17 protein-coding genes are annotated in these 20,186 nt (G+C 60.5%); 10 read left to right on the top strand and 7 right to left on the bottom strand.

Translation table 11 applies throughout. The features are described from left to right. Nucleotides 1–42 precede the first annotated feature (42 nt). From mnmE to QD228_RS10420, 3 genes are all read left to right on the top strand, one after another. A complete protein-coding gene (mnmE, locus tag QD228_RS10430; protein WP_279875519.1) occupies nucleotides 43–1,461 on the top strand; it encodes a tRNA uridine-5-carboxymethylaminomethyl(34) synthesis GTPase MnmE in 1,419 nt (472 codons plus the stop codon). 259 nt (nucleotides 1,462–1,720) lie between these two features. Next, a complete protein-coding gene (locus QD228_RS10425) occupies nucleotides 1,721–3,496 on the top strand; it encodes an ABC transporter transmembrane domain-containing protein (protein ID WP_279875517.1) in 1,776 nt (591 codons plus the stop codon). Then, complete coding sequence (locus QD228_RS10420) at nucleotides 3,493–5,337, top strand: ABC transporter transmembrane domain-containing protein (protein WP_279875516.1); 1,845 nt, start codon at nucleotides 3,493–3,495, stop codon at nucleotides 5,335–5,337. The genes QD228_RS10425 and QD228_RS10420 overlap by 4 nt, the downstream gene beginning before the upstream one ends. A gap of 136 nt (nucleotides 5,338–5,473) precedes the next feature. Here QD228_RS10420 and rlmJ read toward each other — a convergent pair whose 3' ends face one another. The 4 genes from rlmJ to rdgB form a co-directional block, all read right to left on the bottom strand. Then, nucleotides 5,474–7,108, bottom strand: coding sequence for a 23S rRNA (adenine(2030)-N(6))-methyltransferase RlmJ (rlmJ, locus tag QD228_RS10415; RefSeq protein ID WP_279875514.1), 1,635 nt, complete (start codon nucleotides 7,106–7,108; stop codon nucleotides 5,474–5,476). 240 nt (nucleotides 7,109–7,348) lie between these two features. Then, nucleotides 7,349–8,011 (bottom strand): OmpA family protein, encoded by a 663-nt coding sequence (locus tag QD228_RS10410; protein ID WP_077379755.1) that lies wholly within the window; start codon nucleotides 8,009–8,011, stop codon nucleotides 7,349–7,351. Nucleotides 8,012–8,095: 84 nt separating this feature from the next. Further along, a complete protein-coding gene (gene hemW / locus QD228_RS10405; protein WP_077379757.1) occupies nucleotides 8,096–9,295 on the bottom strand; it encodes a radical SAM family heme chaperone HemW in 1,200 nt (399 codons plus the stop codon). Next, nucleotides 9,295–9,915 (bottom strand): RdgB/HAM1 family non-canonical purine NTP pyrophosphatase, encoded by a 621-nt coding sequence (rdgB, locus tag QD228_RS10400; protein WP_077380010.1) that lies wholly within the window; start codon nucleotides 9,913–9,915, stop codon nucleotides 9,295–9,297. The genes hemW and rdgB overlap by 1 nt, the downstream gene beginning before the upstream one ends. A gap of 482 nt (nucleotides 9,916–10,397) precedes the next feature. On the opposite strand from rdgB, the gene QD228_RS10395 reads away from it, so the two are divergent. The 7 genes from QD228_RS10395 to QD228_RS10365 all read left to right on the top strand — a co-directional run bounded on the left by QD228_RS10395 (nucleotide 10,398) and on the right by QD228_RS10365 (nucleotide 16,403). Continuing rightward, nucleotides 10,398–11,048, top strand: coding sequence for a LuxR C-terminal-related transcriptional regulator (locus QD228_RS10395; RefSeq protein ID WP_141391845.1), 651 nt, complete (start codon nucleotides 10,398–10,400; stop codon nucleotides 11,046–11,048). Nucleotides 11,049–11,630: 582 nt separating this feature from the next. Beyond that, nucleotides 11,631–12,314, top strand: coding sequence for a LuxR C-terminal-related transcriptional regulator (locus QD228_RS10390; RefSeq protein WP_077379761.1), 684 nt, complete (start codon nucleotides 11,631–11,633; stop codon nucleotides 12,312–12,314). An 11-nt stretch (nucleotides 12,315–12,325) separates the two neighbouring features. After that, complete coding sequence (locus QD228_RS10385) at nucleotides 12,326–12,829, top strand: CsgE family curli-type amyloid fiber assembly protein (RefSeq protein ID WP_077379763.1); 504 nt, start codon at nucleotides 12,326–12,328, stop codon at nucleotides 12,827–12,829. Nucleotides 12,830–12,907: 78 nt separating this feature from the next. After that, nucleotides 12,908–13,321: a curli assembly protein CsgF gene (locus QD228_RS10380; RefSeq protein WP_077379765.1), complete on the top strand. Its 414-nt coding sequence runs from the start codon at nucleotides 12,908–12,910 to the stop codon at nucleotides 13,319–13,321. Nucleotides 13,322–13,348: 27 nt separating this feature from the next. Beyond that, nucleotides 13,349–14,185: a CsgG/HfaB family protein gene (locus tag QD228_RS10375; RefSeq protein ID WP_279875511.1), complete on the top strand. Its 837-nt coding sequence runs from the start codon at nucleotides 13,349–13,351 to the stop codon at nucleotides 14,183–14,185. Nucleotides 14,186–14,541: 356 nt separating this feature from the next. Continuing rightward, nucleotides 14,542–15,030: a hypothetical protein gene (locus QD228_RS10370; RefSeq protein WP_136939501.1), complete on the top strand. Its 489-nt coding sequence runs from the start codon at nucleotides 14,542–14,544 to the stop codon at nucleotides 15,028–15,030. A 266-nt stretch (nucleotides 15,031–15,296) separates the two neighbouring features. Next, nucleotides 15,297–16,403, top strand: a complete 1,107-nt coding sequence (locus QD228_RS10365) for a hypothetical protein (protein ID WP_084209559.1) — start codon at nucleotides 15,297–15,299, stop codon at nucleotides 16,401–16,403. A gap of 149 nt (nucleotides 16,404–16,552) precedes the next feature. Here QD228_RS10365 and QD228_RS10360 read toward each other — a convergent pair whose 3' ends face one another. From QD228_RS10360 to hemL, 3 genes are all read right to left on the bottom strand, one after another. After that, entirely contained in the window at nucleotides 16,553–16,963 is a 411-nt protein-coding gene (locus QD228_RS10360; protein ID WP_077379774.1) for a hypothetical protein, read from the bottom strand. A gap of 120 nt (nucleotides 16,964–17,083) precedes the next feature. Next, nucleotides 17,084–18,661 (bottom strand): bifunctional aminoglycoside phosphotransferase/ATP-binding protein, encoded by a 1,578-nt coding sequence (locus QD228_RS10355; protein WP_240499628.1) that lies wholly within the window; start codon nucleotides 18,659–18,661, stop codon nucleotides 17,084–17,086. Between the two features lie 128 nt (nucleotides 18,662–18,789). Next, nucleotides 18,790–20,082, bottom strand: coding sequence for a glutamate-1-semialdehyde 2,1-aminomutase (gene hemL, locus QD228_RS10350; protein WP_077379776.1), 1,293 nt, complete (start codon nucleotides 20,080–20,082; stop codon nucleotides 18,790–18,792). Between the last annotated feature and the right edge of the window lie 104 nt (nucleotides 20,083–20,186).

The raw sequence follows: 20,186 nt of genomic DNA, 5'->3' as shown, positions 1-20,186 counted from the left end.
TCCCCTACACCTTCATTCCGGCTTCGTGCCCGAGGTTTCTGCATGTCTACCGCCTACCAGCCTGACTCCATCGCGGCACTGGCCACTCCGCCCGGCCGTGGTGGCGTCGGCATCATCCGTGTCTCCGGGCCGGCCTGCCAGGCCATCGCCCAGGCCATGCTGGGCCAGTGCCCCCCGCCGCGTCATGCCCACTATGGCCCGTTCACGGGACTGGACACCCAGGGCAACCCCATCGCCCTCGACGAAGGCATCGCGCTCTACTTCAAGGGCCCGAATTCCTTCACCGGCGAGGATGTGCTGGAACTGCAGGGGCATGGTGGCCCGGTGATCATGGATCTGCTGCTGGAGCGCTGCGTGCAGCTGGGCGCACGCCTGGCACGCCCCGGTGAGTTCAGTGAGCGTGCCTTCCTGAACGACAAGCTGGATCTCGCCCAGGCCGAAGCCATCGCCGACCTGATCGATGCCAGCTCACGCGCGGCGGCCGAGAATGCACTGCGTTCGCTCAAGGGCGAGTTCTCGACGCGTGTCAGTGCGCTGGTACAGCGCCTGATCGAGCTGCGCATCTACGTCGAGGCCGCCATCGATTTCCCGGAAGAGGAAATCGACTTCCTGGCCGACGGGCATGTCGCGGCGCGCCTCAATGAGGTCAAGGCCGAGCTGATGGGCGTGCGCGCCGCCGCCAACCAGGGTGCCCTGATGCGCGAGGGCATGACGGTGGTGATCGCCGGCCGCCCCAATGCCGGCAAGTCGAGCCTGCTCAATGCGCTGACCGAGCAGGACACCGCCATCGTCACCGACATCGAAGGCACCACGCGCGACGTGCTGCGTGAGCACATCCACCTCGATGGCATGCCACTGCATGTCATCGATACCGCCGGCCTGCGAGACACCCCGGACGCCGTCGAGCGCATCGGCGTGCAGCGCGCCTGGGACGAGATCGAGAAGGCGGATCGCGTCCTGTTGCTGGTCGATGCCGCGACCACGTCAGCCACCGACCCGATGGAGATCTGGCCGGAATTCGTCGCACGCCTGCCGGATCCGTCACGCCTGACGCTGGTCCGCAACAAGATCGACACCAGCGGCGAGTCGCCCGGGTTGACCAACGTCACTGCCATCGAGGATGGCGATGCCGAGCAGGCGCGTCATCAGGCCAGCGTGGTGCGCATCTCGGCGCGCGACAATCAGGGCCTGGATGCCTTGCGTGATCACCTCAAGGACATCATGGGCTTCACCGGCACGGCCGAAGGTCGCTTCAGCGCCCGCCGTCGTCACCTGGATGCGCTGGAGCGTGCCGGCGAGTCTCTCGACAACGGCGAGGCCCAGCTGCTTGGCGCCGCGGCGGGGGAGCTGCTGGCCGAAGACCTGCGTGCTGCCCAGATGGCGCTGTCCGAGATCACCGGGGAATTCTCGGCCGATGATCTGCTGGGGGAAATCTTCGGCAGCTTCTGCATCGGCAAGTGATCCCGCCGGACTGACCTTCTCCTCCCGAAAGCCTCCCGCCGCCAGCGCTTGCGTCTGGCGGACAGACTCTCGTTATACTGCCTCTGCCGAACATCTCCGAGTGGCGAAGATGGGCAGGGGCAGACAGGGAGTCGACATGGCGGGACGCGCAACATCGAAAAGGCCGCAGGATCCCCATCGCGAGTCCCGTGACTCCAGCACCTCACTCCCGCCGAACCCCGCCGCCGAGCTGAGCACAGGGCCTCTACCCGAGGCCCCATTGCGACATCTGCTGCTCGATTTCTTCACCCGCCACTGGCCCCGCTACCTGCTGGCCATCGCGTTCCTGATCGGGGTCGCGGGGCTGAATCTGCTGCTGCCGTGGGCCATCGGCGCCACCATCGATGCCCTGCGTGATGGCAGTCTGGATCATGATGCCCTGCTGACCCGCCTGTGGTGGCTGGTGGCAGCGGGCCTCGCGCTCTACGCCCTGCGCTATGCCTGGCGCGTGGCGCTGTTCGGGACCGCCTATCGGCTGGGGACGGAGCAGCGTGATGCCTTTCACGCCAAGCTGACACGCCTGGACCCCGGCTTCTATCAGCGTCATCGCACCGGAGACCTGATGGCGCACGCCAGTCAGGACATCGATGCCGTGGAGATGGCCGCCGCAGAAGGTGTGCTGTCCAGCGTCGATGGCGCCATGACCTTCGTACTGGTGCTGGGCATCATGCTGTTCGCGATCGATGTGCCGCTGACATTGCTTGCCTTGCTGCCGTTCCCCTTCATGGCCTGGGCCTTTGCCCGAATCTCCCGACGTATCGGACTGCGTTTTCGCGAATCGCTGGAACGCTTCTCGGACCTCAACGACCAGACCCAGGAAGCCTTCGCCGGCATTCGCATGCTCAGGAGTCATGCGCTGCTCGATGACGAAGCCCGCGCCTTCTCGAAACGCGCCGCGGCCGCCGAACGCGTGGATTATCACGTCCAGACACTCGAGGCCGCCTTCAGCCCCGTGGTGTTTCTCTCGCTCTCGATGGCCACCCTGTTGACGCTGGGCATCGGCAGCTGGCGCTATCTCCAGGAGGCCATCACGCTTGGACAACTGACCAGCTTCTCGCTCTATCTCGCCCAGTTGATCTGGCCGATGTTCGCGCTTGGCTGGTGTCTGAACATCCTGCAGCGTGGTGCGGCGGCCGCTCGTCGCCTGGCCATCTTCCATGCGGCCCCGGAAGCGCTGCAGGATACCGGCACACGGGATGAGGTGAGCGACCACTCACTCCGCCTTGAGGTCAAGGAATTCCACTACCCCGGAAGCCAGCAGCGTTCTCTTGGACCGCTCTCGCTTGAGGTGGCGGCAGGGGAAAGCCTGGGAATCGTCGGTGCGACCGGCAGCGGCAAGTCCACGCTGCTGCGCCTGCTGTCTCGCAGCTGGCCGCTGTCAGACGACCAGGGAACGCTGACACTGGGAGGTCACCCCGCAAGTGAGTACACACTTCGCGCATGGCGTGACCAGTTCTCGCTCGTCCCGCAGGATCCCTTCCTGTTTGCGCTCTCGGTGGCCGACAATGTCGCCCTCGCGTGTCCCGAGGCCAGCCATGCGCGGATACACCAGGCGTTGAGCGCCGCCGCCTTCGACAATGATCTCGCGCGTCTTCCCGCCGGGCTCGATACCATGATCGGCGAGCGTGGCATCACGCTCTCCGGCGGCCAGCGTCAACGCTTGGCACTGGCGCGCAGTCTGCTCACCGAGGCTCCCATCCTACTGCTGGATGACACCCTGTCCGCCGTGGATCAGGTCACCGAGCGCACCCTGCTGACCACGCTGGCACGTCTGCAACACTCTGAGCGCCAGGGACGACGGCGCACGCTGATCATCAATAGTCATCGTCTGTCAGCCGTCCAGCGCTGTCAGCGCATTCTGGTCCTCGAGGACGGGCGCATTCTCGAACAGGGCAATCACCAGACGCTGCTCGAGGCACGTGGCGCCTACTGGCGACTCTGGCAGGCCCAGCAGGCAGACCGGGACAGCGATGCACCGCAGGGAGTGCGCTCATGAGTCACACGCAATCCGAGGCTCCCGTGACATCACGCTTGCTCAGCCGTCGTCGCCTGATACTGCTGTGGCAACCGCTGAGGCAGCGCCTGGGGGATGTCCTGCGCGCGCTGTCGATCCTGATCGTTGCCACGGCGCTGGACGTCCTCGGCCCGTGGCTGACACAGCGTTACCTGGATGAGCACCTGATTCCCGGCAATCTGGCCCCCGAGGCGCTGGCAGGGCTGATGGGTCTGTACCTGATCACCCAGGGTGGGGCAGCCGCCGGGCGCTATCTACAGCAACTGCGCTTCGCACGCCTGGCCCTCGCCAGTGTGCGCGATCTGCGTGAGCGAGTCTTCACTCACCTGCTCCATCAGCCACTGACGACATTGGATACTCTGGCGGCCGGTGAACTGGTGGCACGCGTGACCAACGATACCGAGTCCCTGAAGGAGCTGTATGTCGGAGTGCTGGCCACGCTGGTCGGCAACGTGGTGCTGCTGATTGGCATACTGTCGGCCATGGCGTTGATGGATGGCACCCTCGCGCTCATCGCGATGGCACTGATTCCGCTTTCCATCGGCTTGATCTGGCTCTATCAGCGTTTCTCCGGTCGTGCTGCCAGTGAAGTACGCCGACTGCGCGCCTTTCAGAATGCACGTATCGCCGAGGCGATCGGCGGGATGAGTGTCCTGCAGGCCAGCCACCAGACGACGCGCTTCGGCGAGCGCTATCATCGCCTCAATCTCGCGCAATATTCAGCGCGCATGCGCACGGTACGCGTCTCGGGCCTGTTGCTGCGTTCCGCCATCGACCTGATGGCCATGCTGATCACGCTGACACTGGTCGCGGTCTTCGGGCTGCGTGAACTGGGCGGAGGCGCTGAGCTGGGCGTGCTGTATGCCTTCATCGCCTGGCTGGGGCGCATCAGCGAACCGCTGATCGAGATTACCCAACGCCTGCAGGTCTTCCAGTCAGCGCTGGTAGCCGCTGGACGTCTGGAAGAAGTGCTGCAGACTCCACGGGAAGGGGAAGCGGCGGGGATGATGACGGAGTCCGGGGCAAAGGCTGCCCCCTCCTCCACGCCGGCGTCAGCACGAGCGAGCGAGACAGATGCCATCACGACGTTGGCGAGTGGTCACTATCAGCTCGAGCATCTGACCCACTGGCACCAGGGGGCAGAAGCCCCTGCGCTGGATGGCATCACGCTCACGATCGAAAGTGGTGAATTTCTGGGGGTCGTCGGCCCGACCGGCAGTGGCAAGTCCACCCTGCTCGACCTGCTCAGTGGTCAGCGCCCGGCTCACCGCGAGCAACTCCGGCTGGATGGACGGCCATTGGGAGAGTGGTCAGCACACCAACGCGCAGCGGCCATCGCCATCGTTCCCCAGGAGCCCTTCATCCGTGCCACGACATTGCGCGACAACCTGCTGCTGGGACGCGAGATCAGCGATTCACGGCTGGACATGGTGCTGGACAAGGCACACCTGACGCCGCTGATCCGCGGACTGCCGGAGGGCCTCGACACGCTGCTGGGCGAGCGAGGCCTGAGCCTTTCCACCGGGGAGCGGCAGTTGCTGGCGCTCGGCCGTGCTCTGGTGGCCACCCCACGCGCCCTGCTGCTGGATGAGGCCACCGCCAGCATCGACAGCCATACCGAGGCGCTGCTGCAGCAGGCGCTGCAGGAGTTACGCGGCGAGGTGACCCTGATCGTGGTGGCACATCGTCTGGCCACGGTGCGGGACGCAGATCGATTGCTGGTGCTGGAACAGGGGCGCGTCACGCAGCTGGGGTCACACGAAGAATTGATGACGACGCCCGGCCTCTACCAGCGCCTGTGGCAGGAAGATATTCCCCACTGACGCGAGGCGTCGCCTTGATCATTCATGTGAACGGGAACTGGATCACGCAAGACGCCCCCACAGGCGAAGCCTGTGGGGGCGTCTGTTCTGCGAAGCCTGAGTGACGGGCTTCCGCCTTCAGCTCTCACGCCGACCTTCAGGGCTTGCGCGGACCGCGCGGCTTGCTGCCCTGCCCCTTGTCGGGGCTTCCCTTGGTCGCCTTGCCCTTCATGGCATTGTGTTCCTGCTTCTCACGCAGGGCACGCGCCTCACGGGCATCCAGCGGCTTGCCGACGTCGCTGGTGTCTTCAGGACGCTGCCTGGCGGCATACTTCCTGGGCAACTTGGTGGTGCTGGAAGAATTGACCTGACCATCGCGGCCAATCGCCGGCGTACTGCGCTTGCTGACGCGAGTGGAGCCTTCACGGCGCCCCTTGCCCGGCATGCTGGAAGACCAGTCGCTCCAGCTGGCAGAATCCTTGCCTGCAGCCTTGCTCGCCATCTCGCCCTTGCCACGCGGTTGTGCCGGCTCGGGGCGTGACGTCGACTTGCGCTCGGCGGGCTTTTCGCTGACCCGCTTCTCACTGGGGGCGGAATGCCCATGCACCTGATCCTTGATCTGCGCCTTGATGCTGGTCTTCGGCTTGGCCGTCGCGGAATGACGCTTGCCCTTGGCCTTGGGCGTCGCGCTGTCATTGCGGACGCGCGGCTTGGCCCAGCCTTCTCCGCGCTTGAGCTTCTCACGCTTGGGCTTGGCCTGAGTCACTTCCACGTCGGCGTCGCGCTTGACCTTCTGGTTGAGCTTGCGCAGCGCCAGCAGCCGCTCGCGCGGCATCGGCTTGGGTTCGCTGCGCGCTCGTGCGACCTCTTCCGACAACCACCACAGGCCCTTGTGCTCGACGGCAACGGACTGCGGAGCCGGCAATGCGCCCTTGAGCACCTCGACCACCTCCTGCATGGCATCAGAGAACTGACGATCGAACTGCCACGGAGGATTGATCACCAGCATGCCAGAGCCATACATGCCGTGATCGCCCTCGGGCGAGTCAATCACCAGCTCGCTGCGCCACATCGGCGCGGGCGACTGCTTCTTGAGGCGCTCGAGCAGGTCATGTTGACGGCCGGCCGGCAGCAGCGGATACCAGATCATGATGGTGGCATGGCGAGACTTGCGCAGCGTCTCGACCACGACATCCGCCACATCACGGTAATCGTTCTTGAGCTCGTAACTGGGGTCGATCAGCACCGCGACACGCGGCGTGGTGACCGGCACTGCTGCCAACAGGCCAGACAGCCCGTCCTGCTGGCGGCGCATCACCTTGCCAAGACTGTCACGCTGCACCGGCGCCTGGTCGAAGTGGTAGATCTCACCCGGATGCAGTTCATACGCCAGCAGCCTGTCCCCCTGACGCAACGCCTGGCTCAACCACCAGGGCGAGCCGGGATAGACGCTCAACGTGGACGGCGCTCCCTTGCCACTCTCGGGCTGCATGTCGGCCAGCCTGGCCAACCAGCGTGCCAGTGGCTTGTCCGTTGCACCCGGGGCAGGTTCGCCCGCGTCCGTCAGCCAGCGATCGCGCACCTGCCACACTGGCAACACGCCCTGCTCATACTCGCGCAATTGCTCTGTTTCACGTGCCGCCAGGGGATACCAGCCGCGTCCGGCATGGGTATCGATGAACGTAACAGGCGACTCTTTACGTAATAGATGCTCGGCGAGCGTATTGGCCAGCAGGTGTTTGTGGAGATCGGCGAAGTTGCCGGCGTGATAGGCGTGCTGATAGGCGAGCAAATGCGCCTCCTTGATACGGCGATGTCAGCGGCATGATGCCGGCTGGACAGAAATCTGGGGGCGGTGGCTTCAGCCAAAGTGACCGATGGATGAAGACCGCTGAAGGGGCTGAAGGATAGCAGAGATGGTCACTTGTCACCCCAAAAGCCGTCCTTCACAGACGACAAGGCCCACGCCGAAGCGCAGGCCTTGTCTGAAACATCGATGCGACCCGCTGCCGTCAGGACAGCTGGCTGAGACTCAGCTTTCCAGCGGAGTCAGAGTGATCTCGACGCGACGGTTCTGTGCACGACCGGACTGGGTATCATTCGATGCCACCGGGCTGGCTTCGCCATAACCACGCATGTTCAGACGATTGAAGGCGATGCCACCACTGGCCAGATAGTTGCCGACCGCCTGGGCACGCAGCTCGGACAGATTCTGGTTGTAGTTGCTGGCACCGGTGGAATCGGTATAGCCCGCGATGTTGACGCGAGTCTCGTCATATTCCTTGAGGACCGTGATCACACCATCCATGACCGGCTGAATCTGGCCGGACAGAGTGCTGGAATCGGAACCGAAGGTGACGTTGGACGGCATGTTGAGGATGATCTGATCGCCGACACGGGTCACGCTGACGCCGGTGCCCTGCAGCTGATCACGCAGCTTGGCTTCCTGGACATCCATGTAATACCCGATGCCACCACCGGCTGCCGCGCCGGCTGCCGCGCCGATCAGCGCCTTGTCGAGACGATGGTTGCCACTCTTGGTCGCCCCGGCGATGGCACCAACGACAGCCCCGATACCGGCACCCTTGGCCGTACTGGAGGTCTGCTGCTCATTGGTATACGGGTTGGTCGTGGTGCAACCCGCCATCGCGACGGCAGCTGCCAGCGGCAGGGCCAGGAGTACGGACTTCTTCATGGTAACGCTCCCTATCTTCACTCTCATGGATGGCAAGACGACATCGGCGTAGTGCCACATTCTGGTGTGATCATGCCTGATCGTTCAGGTGTCGAACATGGCCAGCAGGTCATTGAGGAACAATAAGCCCTGCGGCGAGGCACGCAACAGCGCGTCATCCTCAACGATAAGCCCGCGCGCGCGCGCCAGACTCAGCCCCGGCTCCAAGGCCTCGCGCTCAAGCCCGGTCGTGCGGCGCATCTCCTCGAAGCTGACGCCATCCGTCAGACGCAGCGCATTCATCATGAACTCGAGTGCCAGCTCTTCCGGGGCGATCTCCTGCTGACCGGCAATGAAGCCACGCGGGTCCTGCATGCGACGCAGATAGGCCTGGGGCTGCCGGCTCTTCCAGCGTCGCTGGAGCTGCAGCTCGCCAGTGAAGTTCCCGCTGCTGTCCGTCTTCGCCAGCGTCAGCTTGCCGTGCGCGCCCGCACCGATGCCGAGATAATCTCCGAATTTCCAGTAGTTCAGGTTGTGGCGTGCCCCTCGCCCCTCAAGGGCGTAGGCGGAAATTTCATAGCGACGGAATCCGCCGCTTTCCAGCATCTCGTGACCATGATCCTGAATGTCCCACAGCAGATCATCTTCCGGCAGCACCGGGGGGCGCGAGTAGAACTCGGTATTGGGCTCCAGCGTCAGTTGATACCACGAGAGATGAGTGGGCTTGAGCGCCAGTGCGCGCTGGATGTCATCCAGTGCCGTTTCCAATGTCTGCCCCGGCAGGCCATGCATCAGGTCGATGTTGAAGTTGTCGAAACCGGCAGCACGTGCGCTGGCAACCGCCCGTTCGGCCTCCTGTGCGGAGTGGATACGCCCCAGTACGCTGAGCTGTTCCGGCTGGAAGGTCTGTACCCCGATGGACAGCCGATTGATGCCGGCAGCGCGATAGGCAGCGAAGCGGCCTTGTTCCAGCGTGCCGGGATTGGCCTCCAGCGTGATCTCGCATCCCTCGGACAGTGCCACGCGCTCGCGAATGCCGTCGAACAGCCGCTGGTAGGCCTGCCCGCTCAGCAGGCTCGGGGTCCCGCCACCGATGAAGATGCTTTGCAGTTCACGCTCAGGCTGCCCCTGGAGGCATTGGAGATCCTGGTCCAGATCCGCCAGCAGTGCCGTGATGTACTCCACCTCCGGCAGATGGGCATCGCGGCCCACACCGTGGGAATTGAAATCACAGTAAGGACATTTGCGCACGCACCACGGCACATGAATATAGAGGGATAACGGCGGCAACGACTCGACGGACATCAAGCGCTCTCACTTGCAGCGGTCAATGCTTGAAGCAGCTGCTGCATGGCACGGCCCCGGTGACTGAGTCGATTCTTGGTGGATGCCTCAAGCTGTGCCGCGCTCATGCCCTGCTCTGGCAACCAGAAGAGGGGGTCATAGCCGAAACCGCCATCACCACTCGGAGCAGTCAGCACCCGGCCCTCCCAGCTGGCCTGCACGATGATGGGGACAGGGTCTGCCGCATGCCGAAGGTAGACCAGCACACACCAGTAGCGCGCCGTACGCGCCTCCTCCGGCACACCTTCCAGCGCTGACAGCAAGGCCGCATTGTTGTCCTGATCTCCCTGGCCTTGCTGACGACGCGAGGCGAAACGTGCCGAGTAGATACCGGGCTCGCCGTCCAGCGCATCGACCTCGATCCCCGAATCATCGGCCAGCGCCGGAAGTCCGGTGATGGCGGCGGCATGACGCGCCTTGATCAAGGCATTCTCGACGAAGGTCAACCCGGTCTCTTCGGCATCACTGACACCCAGCTGGCTCTGAGGAATCGGGGCAATACCCAGTGGAGCCAGCAAGCGAGCGAATTCCCGCAGCTTGCCAGCATTGCCGCTGGCCAGCACAAGTGATGAGGCAGACATGAACATCTCCGGGGTGGTGTCAGAAGAAACGTGCGACCCTGCGAGAACATCATGAAAACAGGCAGAGGGTACAAGACACATTCTATCGTGTGAGTCCGATAGGTACACGCGGGGCAGCTTTCATTCTGACTGAGCAAACTGGTATTGAAGCCTCACGAAAATCACCCGGCTCACTTGAGCTCGTCTGCCCCCGGATGCTCGATGGCTTACCAATCTCCACTCATCCCAACACGGGATTTCACTATGCCTGTTACCCACCAAGACTGACACCTTCCCAGGGCTCCTCCCAACCCACTGATCCCAAAGGGCTAATCCAAAGAATAACAAGGAGAGATTCTTATGCCATCTGGCACTATCCAAGGACGGCATCGCCTCATCACGCTTGTCTAGACTGAGAGTGATGACTCGCTGACCTGGCAAGCACTACATCCTTCGGTCTGTCACCGTTCCATCAGGTTCTGACACCACGGCAGGAGTGCCCCATGCAAACGACCAAAGTCCTGTTCGTGACCGCCTTGTCTCCACAGACTGAGCTGTTTGTCGATTATCTGCATGAACAGCTTCAATGCTCCGTGGAAGCCTGCGACAGGGAGGCCGACACGCCTGCCACGCCGAATCTGGTGCTGATCGACAGCGCACAATGCGACCTGGCGAAGATGACCCACTGGAGCTCGCTTTCCAGGTCAGCCGCATTCAATGTCGAGCATGAGGACGCTGCCATCGCCCTGCTTTTGCATGTTCCCTTGAACGGCATCTTCTACCGACATGATAATCTTTCTCAGATAAGTCAGGGTATAAGGGCGATGCTGGACGAGGAGATATGGTTATCGCGAAAATTGATGCAATCGCTGATTCGTCATTATCGTCAACAACAACAGATCGCCTTCCAACCTGTCATGGGATTGACGCAAAGGGAACTGGAAATATTATCCCTGATCGCCACTCGACAGAGTAATGTCGATATTGCTCAACGTTTGAACCTCAGTCAGCACACGGTAAAGTCTCATTTATATAATATCTTTCGTAAAATCAGGGTTCACAACCGGCATCAGGCCATCGAATGGGCGCACGAGCATCTCAATCTCTACCTCCCGCAGCACGCCCCCCATCGCTCACCGAACCCGGAAACCTGAAATTCGGGGCGATCTGATACGAGCGACTGGCGTAGGCCAGACCGACGCATCACACAGTGACTACCAGCACTCCTGCAGGGCTCTTGCAGGTAGTAAGCACTCCATTCGAGTGATCTAGTTCTGAAATCCTGGCAGAGTGCGTCGCTTTTCAGTCACGGCCGCACCCTTCAGTTACAAAAAGACAAGGCCTATTACACAACGATATGGAAGCGATGCACGAAGGTACCAGACTTGTGGTACCTTCGTACCAACAGAAGCCCTAACCCTAAAAGCGCAATGGTCTGGTTTTTATTGCACTCACCAGGATGAAGGTCAGGCGACAGATACCCCTATCATGGATTAGGTGCTGTTTTCGTTGTTATTTTCCAGAATCCGCCATATCAAATTTAGCAATAACAAATCTAATAGTTTAGCAAGTGCTGAATATAGGTTGCCTTATCGTGCCTATCAGGCAAATATAAAGGGGTGCCCGATGCGTAATGCCCGACGCAGAGGAGTGCCACTCGTCACAGCAACATCTCCAACCACTTTCGCAATGGCTCCGCCAAGAAAATCGGTAAGACAACTCAGAGGTCTCGCACCATGATTACAGGGAATGCAATGGTGCTGCTGGTGACTGACTGCAATCCGCAGTCAGCGCTGTTCATGGATTACATTCGCCAGCAGCTTGAGTGTCAGGTGGCTTCCGCAAGCCCCGACGAGGATTACACCCCAGGGCAGGCAGACAGGACGATCGTGCTTCTCGATACCGACCACGTCGACGAGACCACGATGCAACGCTGGGATGCTGATGCCAGTCAGGATGCCAGTGCCGAGCTGGCAGCGATCAACATCAGTGATGAGGAAGAGGCCGCAAGCCTGCTGGTCAGCACGCACCTGCAGGGTGTCTTCTATCGTCAGGACAGTCTGTCGCTGATCAGCAAGGGAATCGCGAAATTGCTGGAAGGCGACATGTGGATGTCCCGCCCGCTGATGACTCGCTTGCTGGACTTCTACCGTCGTCAGCAGCTGAACGCCTATCGCCCCGTCTGCGGTCTGACGCAGCGCGAGGTAGAGATCATCGGCCTGCTGGGCACGGGTGCCTCCAATACCGAGATAGCAGACCAGCTGTTCGTCAGCGAACATACGGTCAAGTCACACCTCTACAACATCTTCCGCAAGATCAAGGTGCACAATCGCATCCAGGCCATGAACTGGGCTCGCCAGAACCTTGCCATGCCGGTATCACGTACACCGCGTATCGCTCGTCGAGCACAGATGTCGTGAGCGCCGCAGGCATGGTTGTCCACCATGCCTTTGCATGGGGACTGGCACTTTCCCTGATGTCGCATGCCTCCGCGCAATCAGCGCCGGAGGCGGTGAAACCAGAAGTCTCGGTTGCCAGCGAAGGCAGCGGGGCCCGGGCGGATGGCCACGATGGGGTCGCCATCCAGCGGCCTCGCGCCAGACTCAGTGATGGCCTGAACGGGGTGATGATAGATCGCACCATGACGATGATCGGCAAGACCTTCTATCGTCAATTCAGCCAGCAACGCCTTGATAGTCCAGCCCTGAGAAACACCTCTCTGAGTATTCACGAGCGTCCTTCGGCACGCTGGGGCAGCCTCATCTGGATCACGGAGGGCAATACCGTTCTCTATGAGGCGACCCTGCCCCCGAGAGTGAATGACGTCGACCTCTACGCAAGCTCAGCCGTTACCACCGTCTCCAATCAGTTCCTGCGTCGCAAGGTGCTGGAAGCACTCCAGGACGACCCGGACATGGCGGGCGATGAATTCTGAAAAGCACAGGTTGAATCCATAATAAAAGGGCTTCGATCACGAAGACCCTGACAATGTGCAAGGGAACAGGGGAACATCATGAAGCATCAGACACTCGCGGTGTCGTTGCTGTTATCGGCGATGCCGCTATATGCCGGCGAACTCATCTATCAGCCCGTCAATCCAAGTTTCGGCGGCAACCCTCTCAATGGCAGCTATCTGCTCAGCAAGGCCCAGGCACAGGATACCCATGAGGATCCCGATGCCTACTCGTTCGACAGTCTTTCAGAGACAGAACTCTTCATCAGTGACCTTCGCAACAGCCTGGTCTCCGACGCCATCACCGATGCCGTCGATACCAGTGAGCCAGGCCGTACCAGCGTGATCGACAGCGCCCAGTTGCGTGTCGAGGTCGTCAGTAACGGCAATGGCGGTTTCTCCATGCAGGTGCTGGATCGTGCGACCGGAGAAACGACCGTCATCAATCTTGGCACCTCAGGCAATGCGTTCTGACACGACTTCTGATGAAGGGTATCGCGAATGAAGAAGATGCTTACCTCGCTGATGGCCGTGACCGGCCTGGCGCTTGCGGGCTGTGCTCCCATGGTGGCGCATACCGAGGGGCTGGCAGGGATGCCCAGCACCTTGATGCCAAGAACCACCACCTACAACGATCTGATCAATCTCCCGCCACCAGCCGGGCGAATTCCCGTCGCCATCTACGATTTCCGGGACCAGACAGGCCAGTACCGACCGGCTCCGGCCAGTACCTTCTCCACGGCAGTGACCCAGGGAGGGGCGGCCATGCTGAGTGCCGCTCTCTCCGACTCCGGCTGGTTCATTCCTCTGGAGCGTGTGGGCCTGCAGAACCTGCTCACGGAACGCAAGATCATCCGGGCCAATCTGGAGAGAACCGGCCAGGGGGATATTGAGGCATTGCAGGCAGCCAACCTGCTTTTCGAAGGCGGCATCATCGCCTTTGATTCCAATGTCAGGACAGGTGGCTCTGGGGCAGAGTACTTCGGTATCGGGGCATCGGGTCAGTATCAGGTCGACCAGGTGACCGTGAATCTGCGCGCAGTGGATATCACCACCGGCCAGGTCATCGCCAACGTCAATACCAGCAAGACGATCTACTCTCGCGAGCTTCGAGCGGGCGTCTATCGCTTCATCGATTTCAGTCGATTGCTGGAATTGGAGACAGGCTATACCAACAATGAGCCAGTCCAGCTAGCCGTGATGTCGGCCATCGAGGCCGCTGTCATTCACCTGATTGCTCAAGGGGTGGAGCGCCAGCTATGGGCCTTGGCAGACCCGGCGGACATGCAGAAGTCGGAACTGATGAGTTATCTCCAGGCGCCCACGCCAATGCTGTAACGCGAGCGAAGACACTCGACATCCGGCTGGCTCTTCTGTAATGAAAGGCACCCTCTATAGGGTGCCTTTTTTATATATCATTGAAAATATTGATACCATTGAGAAAAACAACACCTGACATTACATGAGATTAAAGTGAATTTCTGAAGTATTAATAGTCTGAGTCTTCGCGAAGCGAGCCACCTCATCATTCTGTTGGGAATGACACCATTATTACTCACTAACTCCCTCCTCAAGATTGACGATAAAAGACAGTCTCTTCTCACTCTCATAACCCTCAAAACAGCTGATGGCACCAGCTCCTGTAAAGATCAATAGTAAGTCCATCAGTAACGTGATCAAAACAGGTCGATACCATGAGTCTGGATAGCAAGCCGCGACAGAGATTATCTCAGGCAGGATTATTATTCGCAGCTTCCACCTTCAGCTTGCTTGCCATGGCGGGCGACCTGGCGATCCGTTCAGAACTGGAGTCATCCCGCTCCGTCGCCGACATTGCTCAGTATGGCTTCCGCAATGAGGCAACTCTCTCTCAACATGGATTGGCCAACGTCTCGATGATCGCCCAGCAAGGCGTCATGAATACGGCGATCAGTGTGCAGCAGGGAAGCGGAAACAGCGCCTATATCCTGCAAGATGGCACCCTGAATGAGGCAAACATACTCCAGCAAGGCCAGGGTCATGATGCCTTGATCGCGCAGCAGGGCATCTCCCAGTCCGCGCTGATTCAGCAGACCGGACTGGGGGGAGGCGCGATGCTGCTTCAACAGGGCAGCAGTCAGGTGCCCGTCAGCATCATCCAGCATGCACGCGGCCGTATGCAGGTCCAGGTCATTCAACAATGAACCTGATTGAGTTCATCACGCTCTCGAGTGCATGCGCTGAAAATGAACAGACGAGAATAAAACGCCGGAAACAAAGGCATCGAATTCAATGGGAATGTCACCTTCAACGCTGGACTGATGACATTACCAACCTCTGATATCACGGCGCTGAAGTACGGCGCCAACCGAGCAGTATCGGCATGATCTCCGTCATGCCATGGGGACGCATCACACGTAATACATAATAAAAAACAGAAGACACCAATATCAATACAAGGGAACTTACCATGAAGATTCAAATCAGCCTTCTCGCTGCTGCCATCGCCATCTCTTCTCACGCCATGGCAGACAACAACACGTCGGATGTCGACCAGACCGGCTTCATGAACAAGGCCAAGGTAGGTCAGACGTCTCGAGATGGCGGCTCGCTCAACAGCTCACATGACAGTGATATTGACCAGACAGGGGCTTTCAACAAGGCCAACACCTATCAGAACGGCGTCAATCATACGATTCGCGTCAATCAGCTGGGGGGTGCCAACAAGGTAAAATCACAGCAGTACAGCAGCACCAACACCGGTATCGTCAATCAGACGGGTGCCTACAATTCCGTTGACCTGAACCAGAAGAGCTACAAGCACCTCACCCGCGTCACCCAGGATGGTTTTGCCAACCACTCTGAATCCTGGCAGGGTGCCAGCGGCTCGCCGGCAGGGCGTGAAAATACTCTGGTCGTGACACAGACAGGGGTATTCAATGATTCCATGGCCACTCAGCAAGGCAGTTATGCGATTGCCCGGGTGTCCCAGACCGGCTACCAGCACGCCTCGGATGTGATGCAGACCGGTGAGTACAACCGTGCACGTGTCACTCAGGAAGGACGCTTCAACAACTCCACGGTTTCACAGACCGGTGAACTGGGCCTTGCCGTCGTGACCCAGACCGGCTCACGTATCGATTCAACCGTCACCCAGGCCGGTGCAAATCAAGTCGCACGAGTCACTCAGGACGGCAGCTCCCATGACTCGCTCGTCAATCAGAGCAATGCGAACAACACTGCGCGGGTGACTCAGTCAGACATGCTGCAGTACTCCGACATCAGCCAGACGGGAAGCGAGAATCTGGCCATCAACAGTCAGAGCGGATATTCCAACTACGCCATCGTCGAGCAAGGTGGTACCAACAGTGACTCTCTGATCACCCAGACTGGCTACAACGATCACGCCCGCGTCCAACAGACTGGCTCTGGCCACAGCTCCGAAGTCCTTCAGCAGGCAGGTGGCATCCTGAGCTTCGTCGCCAACCGTGCTCACGTCGTGCAGTCCGGTGCGATGAACACCGCCAGCGTGACCCAGACCGGCGGTGGCAACGTGGCGAGCGTGATGCAGTACTGATCACGCCCAGCCAAGATGTCTTACAGAACCCCGCGCAAGCGGGGTTTTTCATTTTTAAGCTCTGGTGATGCCATCAAAGAAAAAGGCCGCCGACACGAATGTCAGCGGCCTTCCAGTATCAGCTGCGAAATGATTATCGCGATGGCGGGTTACTTCTTTTCCAGTGTCACGGACTGTTCCGGGAAAGACTGGCGATAGGTCGAGAGGCTCTCATCCACCATCTTGCGACCCTGGGCGACCTGCTTGTTGCCACTAGTGATACGGCCCTTGCCTTTCTTGATCTGCTTGTTGCCCTTTTCGATCAAGGCCTGGCCCTTGCGAATATTGGCTTCTCCGTCATCGACGAGATCTTCACCACTGACGATCTGTTTCTCACCTGCCGCGACCAGTGATTTGCCCTCTTCCCACTGGTCGGCCAGTTGATCGCGCACCTGGGCGACAGCCTTGGCTTCCTCTGCCTGCCCCCGCATCAGATCCGCCGTGGAAGGCTGACTTGAGCAACCGGCGAGCAGTGCAAGGCTGATGGCGACGGCAGCGGTAGGTGCAAGATTATGACGCATGGTATTTCCTTATCTGATGCAGGGTTTTCAAATGCAGATCGGGGATTCGTGCAAGCATTTGCCAAAAATGAAAGGAGCATGACGATCACTCGCCATGCTCCTTTCAGCATGTCGTTGGGCTTAGTGCAGTCTAAGCTGCTCGCGGATCAAACGTGCCAACGTTACGTTAGCGTTGGGCGCTGTCGTGTCGATATGGATCAGTTGACCATGCTCCTCAGGAGCGAACGGCTCACGATTGGCCAATTGCTTGTCCAGCACCTCAAGCCCCGCCTCGGACGCCTCGCCACTACGCTGACTGCGCTTGACGATGCGCCTGCGCAGCGTCTCCTCATCGGCCTCGAAGCTGATCATCAGCACGGGCAGGCCACGGGCTTCTGCCTCGTGACGCAGACGATCACGCTGTGATTTCTTCAGGCAGGTGGCATCGATGCACACGGGGATTCCCGATTCCAGCAGCGTGGCTGACAGATTCGACAGCCGCTCGTAGGTCGCATGCGTCGCCTGCGGCGTATAGATGCCACCATTGAGACCCGAGCCGGTGTCGGCATCCGCGGCAAAGCCATACAGACGCTTGCGCTCGACATCGCTGCGGATGCGTACACCCCCCAGCTCACGCACCATTTCTTCGGTGAAGCGACTCTTGCCGCTACCGGAGACCCCCACGCCGATGATCATGTACGGGAAGCGGATCTCGCTGTAGCGCTCCGCCAGCTCGATATAGCGCTCATACTCCGCCATCACGTCGAGACGATCCGCGTCACTCAACTCCGGCTGGTGATAGCGAATCATCGCGACCTTGGCCCGAATCAGCGCGCGATAGATCTTGTAGTACGGCAGCAGACGCACCAGCGAGTAATCACCCGAAAGCTCCAGATAACGATTCAGGGCGTGATGGGCGAAGGCCGGCTCATCACGGGCTTCCAGATCCATCACCAGGAAGGCCAGATCACAGCCGACATCGTTCCAGCGCAGCTCTTCATTGAACTCGATACCATCAAAGAGCAAGGCTCGGCCTTCGTGACGTACGGCGTTGCCCAGATGGATGTCGCCATGGGTCTCGCGCACGAAGCCTTCCTGCCAACGACGCTCGAATTCCGGTTGGAGACGCTGGAAGGTCTCTTCCGTCCACTCCTGCAACAGCGCCAGACGCTTGAGCGCAGCCTCCTCTTCGAGGCGCGGGCGAATCAACGTGAACTCATTGTCGATGGTACGGCTGACCATCTGCGGGCTGCCAAGATCACTGTCACCCTGGATGCGTTCAGCCTGCTCGTGGAAGGCCACCAGCTGATCGACCAGGTCGTCCAGCAGCTCCAGCGACAGCTCACCGCTGGCCTGCAAGGCGCTGAACAGGTGCCGGTTGGAGAACTGACGCATCTTCACCGCATACTCGAAGACGGCACTCTCATCATTGATGCGTGGCGCCTCCGGCGTACCGGAAATCGGCACGGTATCCAGATAGAGCGTCGGTGCCAGACGGCGGTTGAGGCGCACCTCCTGTTCACACAGGTGCTTGCGACGCTCCAGCGTGGAGAAATCCAGGAAGCTGCCGAAATCCAGCGGCTTCTTGATCTTGTAGGCGTAGTCGCCGGTCAGCACGATCCACGAGATGTGCGTCTCGTGCACTTCGATATCCTTCACGGGGTGATCGAAGCAATCGGCGGTGTGAAGGGCTCGAATCAGGGCCTGGCTCAAGGTCATCTCCGCTAAGGCAAGCTGGCTATAGGGTCATTAGCGCAATCGCTATCGTTGGCGGCAAGTGTACCGGATGGCGGCCCGCCCGGCAGCCTGCCGAGCGGGTCGATACCGGCTTCTACCGTCTGACCGACTCAGGCCGAGGCTGCCATCTGCGCAAAGACGCGCTCGGCAGCCTCCAGAGTGGCCTGGATATCCTCGTCGCTGTGGGCGGCAGACATGAAACCTGCCTCATAGGCTGACGGCGCCAGATAGACTCCCTCTGCCAGCATGCCGTTGAAGAAGGTCGCGAAGTCTTCCTGGCGACAACGCGTGGCGGACTGGAAATCGGTGACCGCGGACTGATCCGTGAAGAACAGTCCGAACATGCCACCTGCCCGCTGGGTGATCGCGGCGATGCCGGCGGCCTTGGCACGACTCTCCAGGCCGTCACACAGCATCTCGACCTTGCGGGTCAGCTCGGCATGGAAGCCCGGTGCCTGGAGCTTGCGCAGCAGCGCGACCCCGGCAGCCATCGCCAGCGGATTGCCGGCCAGGGTGCCCGCCTGGTAGACGGGGCCCAGCGGCGAGAGATGATGCATGATCTCGCGCTTGCCGCCGAAGGCGCCCACCGGCATGCCGCCGCCGACGATCTTGCCCAGGCAGGTCAGGTCCGGCGTGATGTTGTAATGCGCCTGAGCGCCACCCAGCGCGACACGGAAGCCCGTCATCACCTCATCGAGGATCAGCACGCTGCCATGGGCATCACACACTTCACGCAGGCTCTCCAGGAAGCCCGGCACCGGCGGAATGCAGTTCATGTTGCCGGCCACCGGCTCGACGATGATGCAGGCGATCTGATCACCCAGCTCGGCGAAGCAACGGCGCACACCTTCGGCGTCGTTGTAGTCCAGCGTGATGGTGTGCTCGGCGAGCGAGGCCGGCACGCCCGGGGAGCTGGGCTCGCCATGGGTCAATGCACCTGAGCCGGCCTTGACCAGCAGCGAGTCCGAGTGGCCATGGTAGTTGCCTTCGAACTTGACGATCTTGTCGCGACCGGTGAAACCACGCGCCAGGCGGATCGCCGACATGGTGGCTTCGGTGCCGGAGTTGGTCATGCGCACCATGTCGAGACTTGGCAGCATCTCGCAGATCAGCTCGGCCATCTCGGATTCGATCTCGGTGGGCGCACCGAAGGACAGACCGCTCTCGAGTCGCTCACGCACGGCGTTGAGCACGTCTTCATCGGCATGGCCGGTGATCATCGGTCCCCAGGAACCGACGTAATCGATATAGCGCTTGTCTTCGACATCGAAGAGATAGGCGGCCTTGGCATGATCGATGAACACCGGCGGACGATGCAGTCCCTTGAAGGCGCGAACCGGCGAATTGACGCCACCGGGAATGTGACGGCTGGCGCGTTCGAACTGGGCAGCGGACGTGGTCATGACATACCTCTTGAGGGACACGGTGCGGCACGACGGCCGCGAAAAATGGGAAAGAGTCGTTGATGACTCAAGACGGTGTGGATAAACGAGACATCGCGTTATCC

Origin of the sequence: Cobetia sp. 3AK (assembly GCF_029846335.1) — a bacterium.
GTDB classification, from domain to species: Bacteria; Pseudomonadota; Gammaproteobacteria; order Pseudomonadales; family Halomonadaceae; genus Cobetia; species Cobetia marina.
Note: the sequence above shows the minus strand (reverse complement) of the source record. Positions and strands in the feature narration are given on the sequence as shown.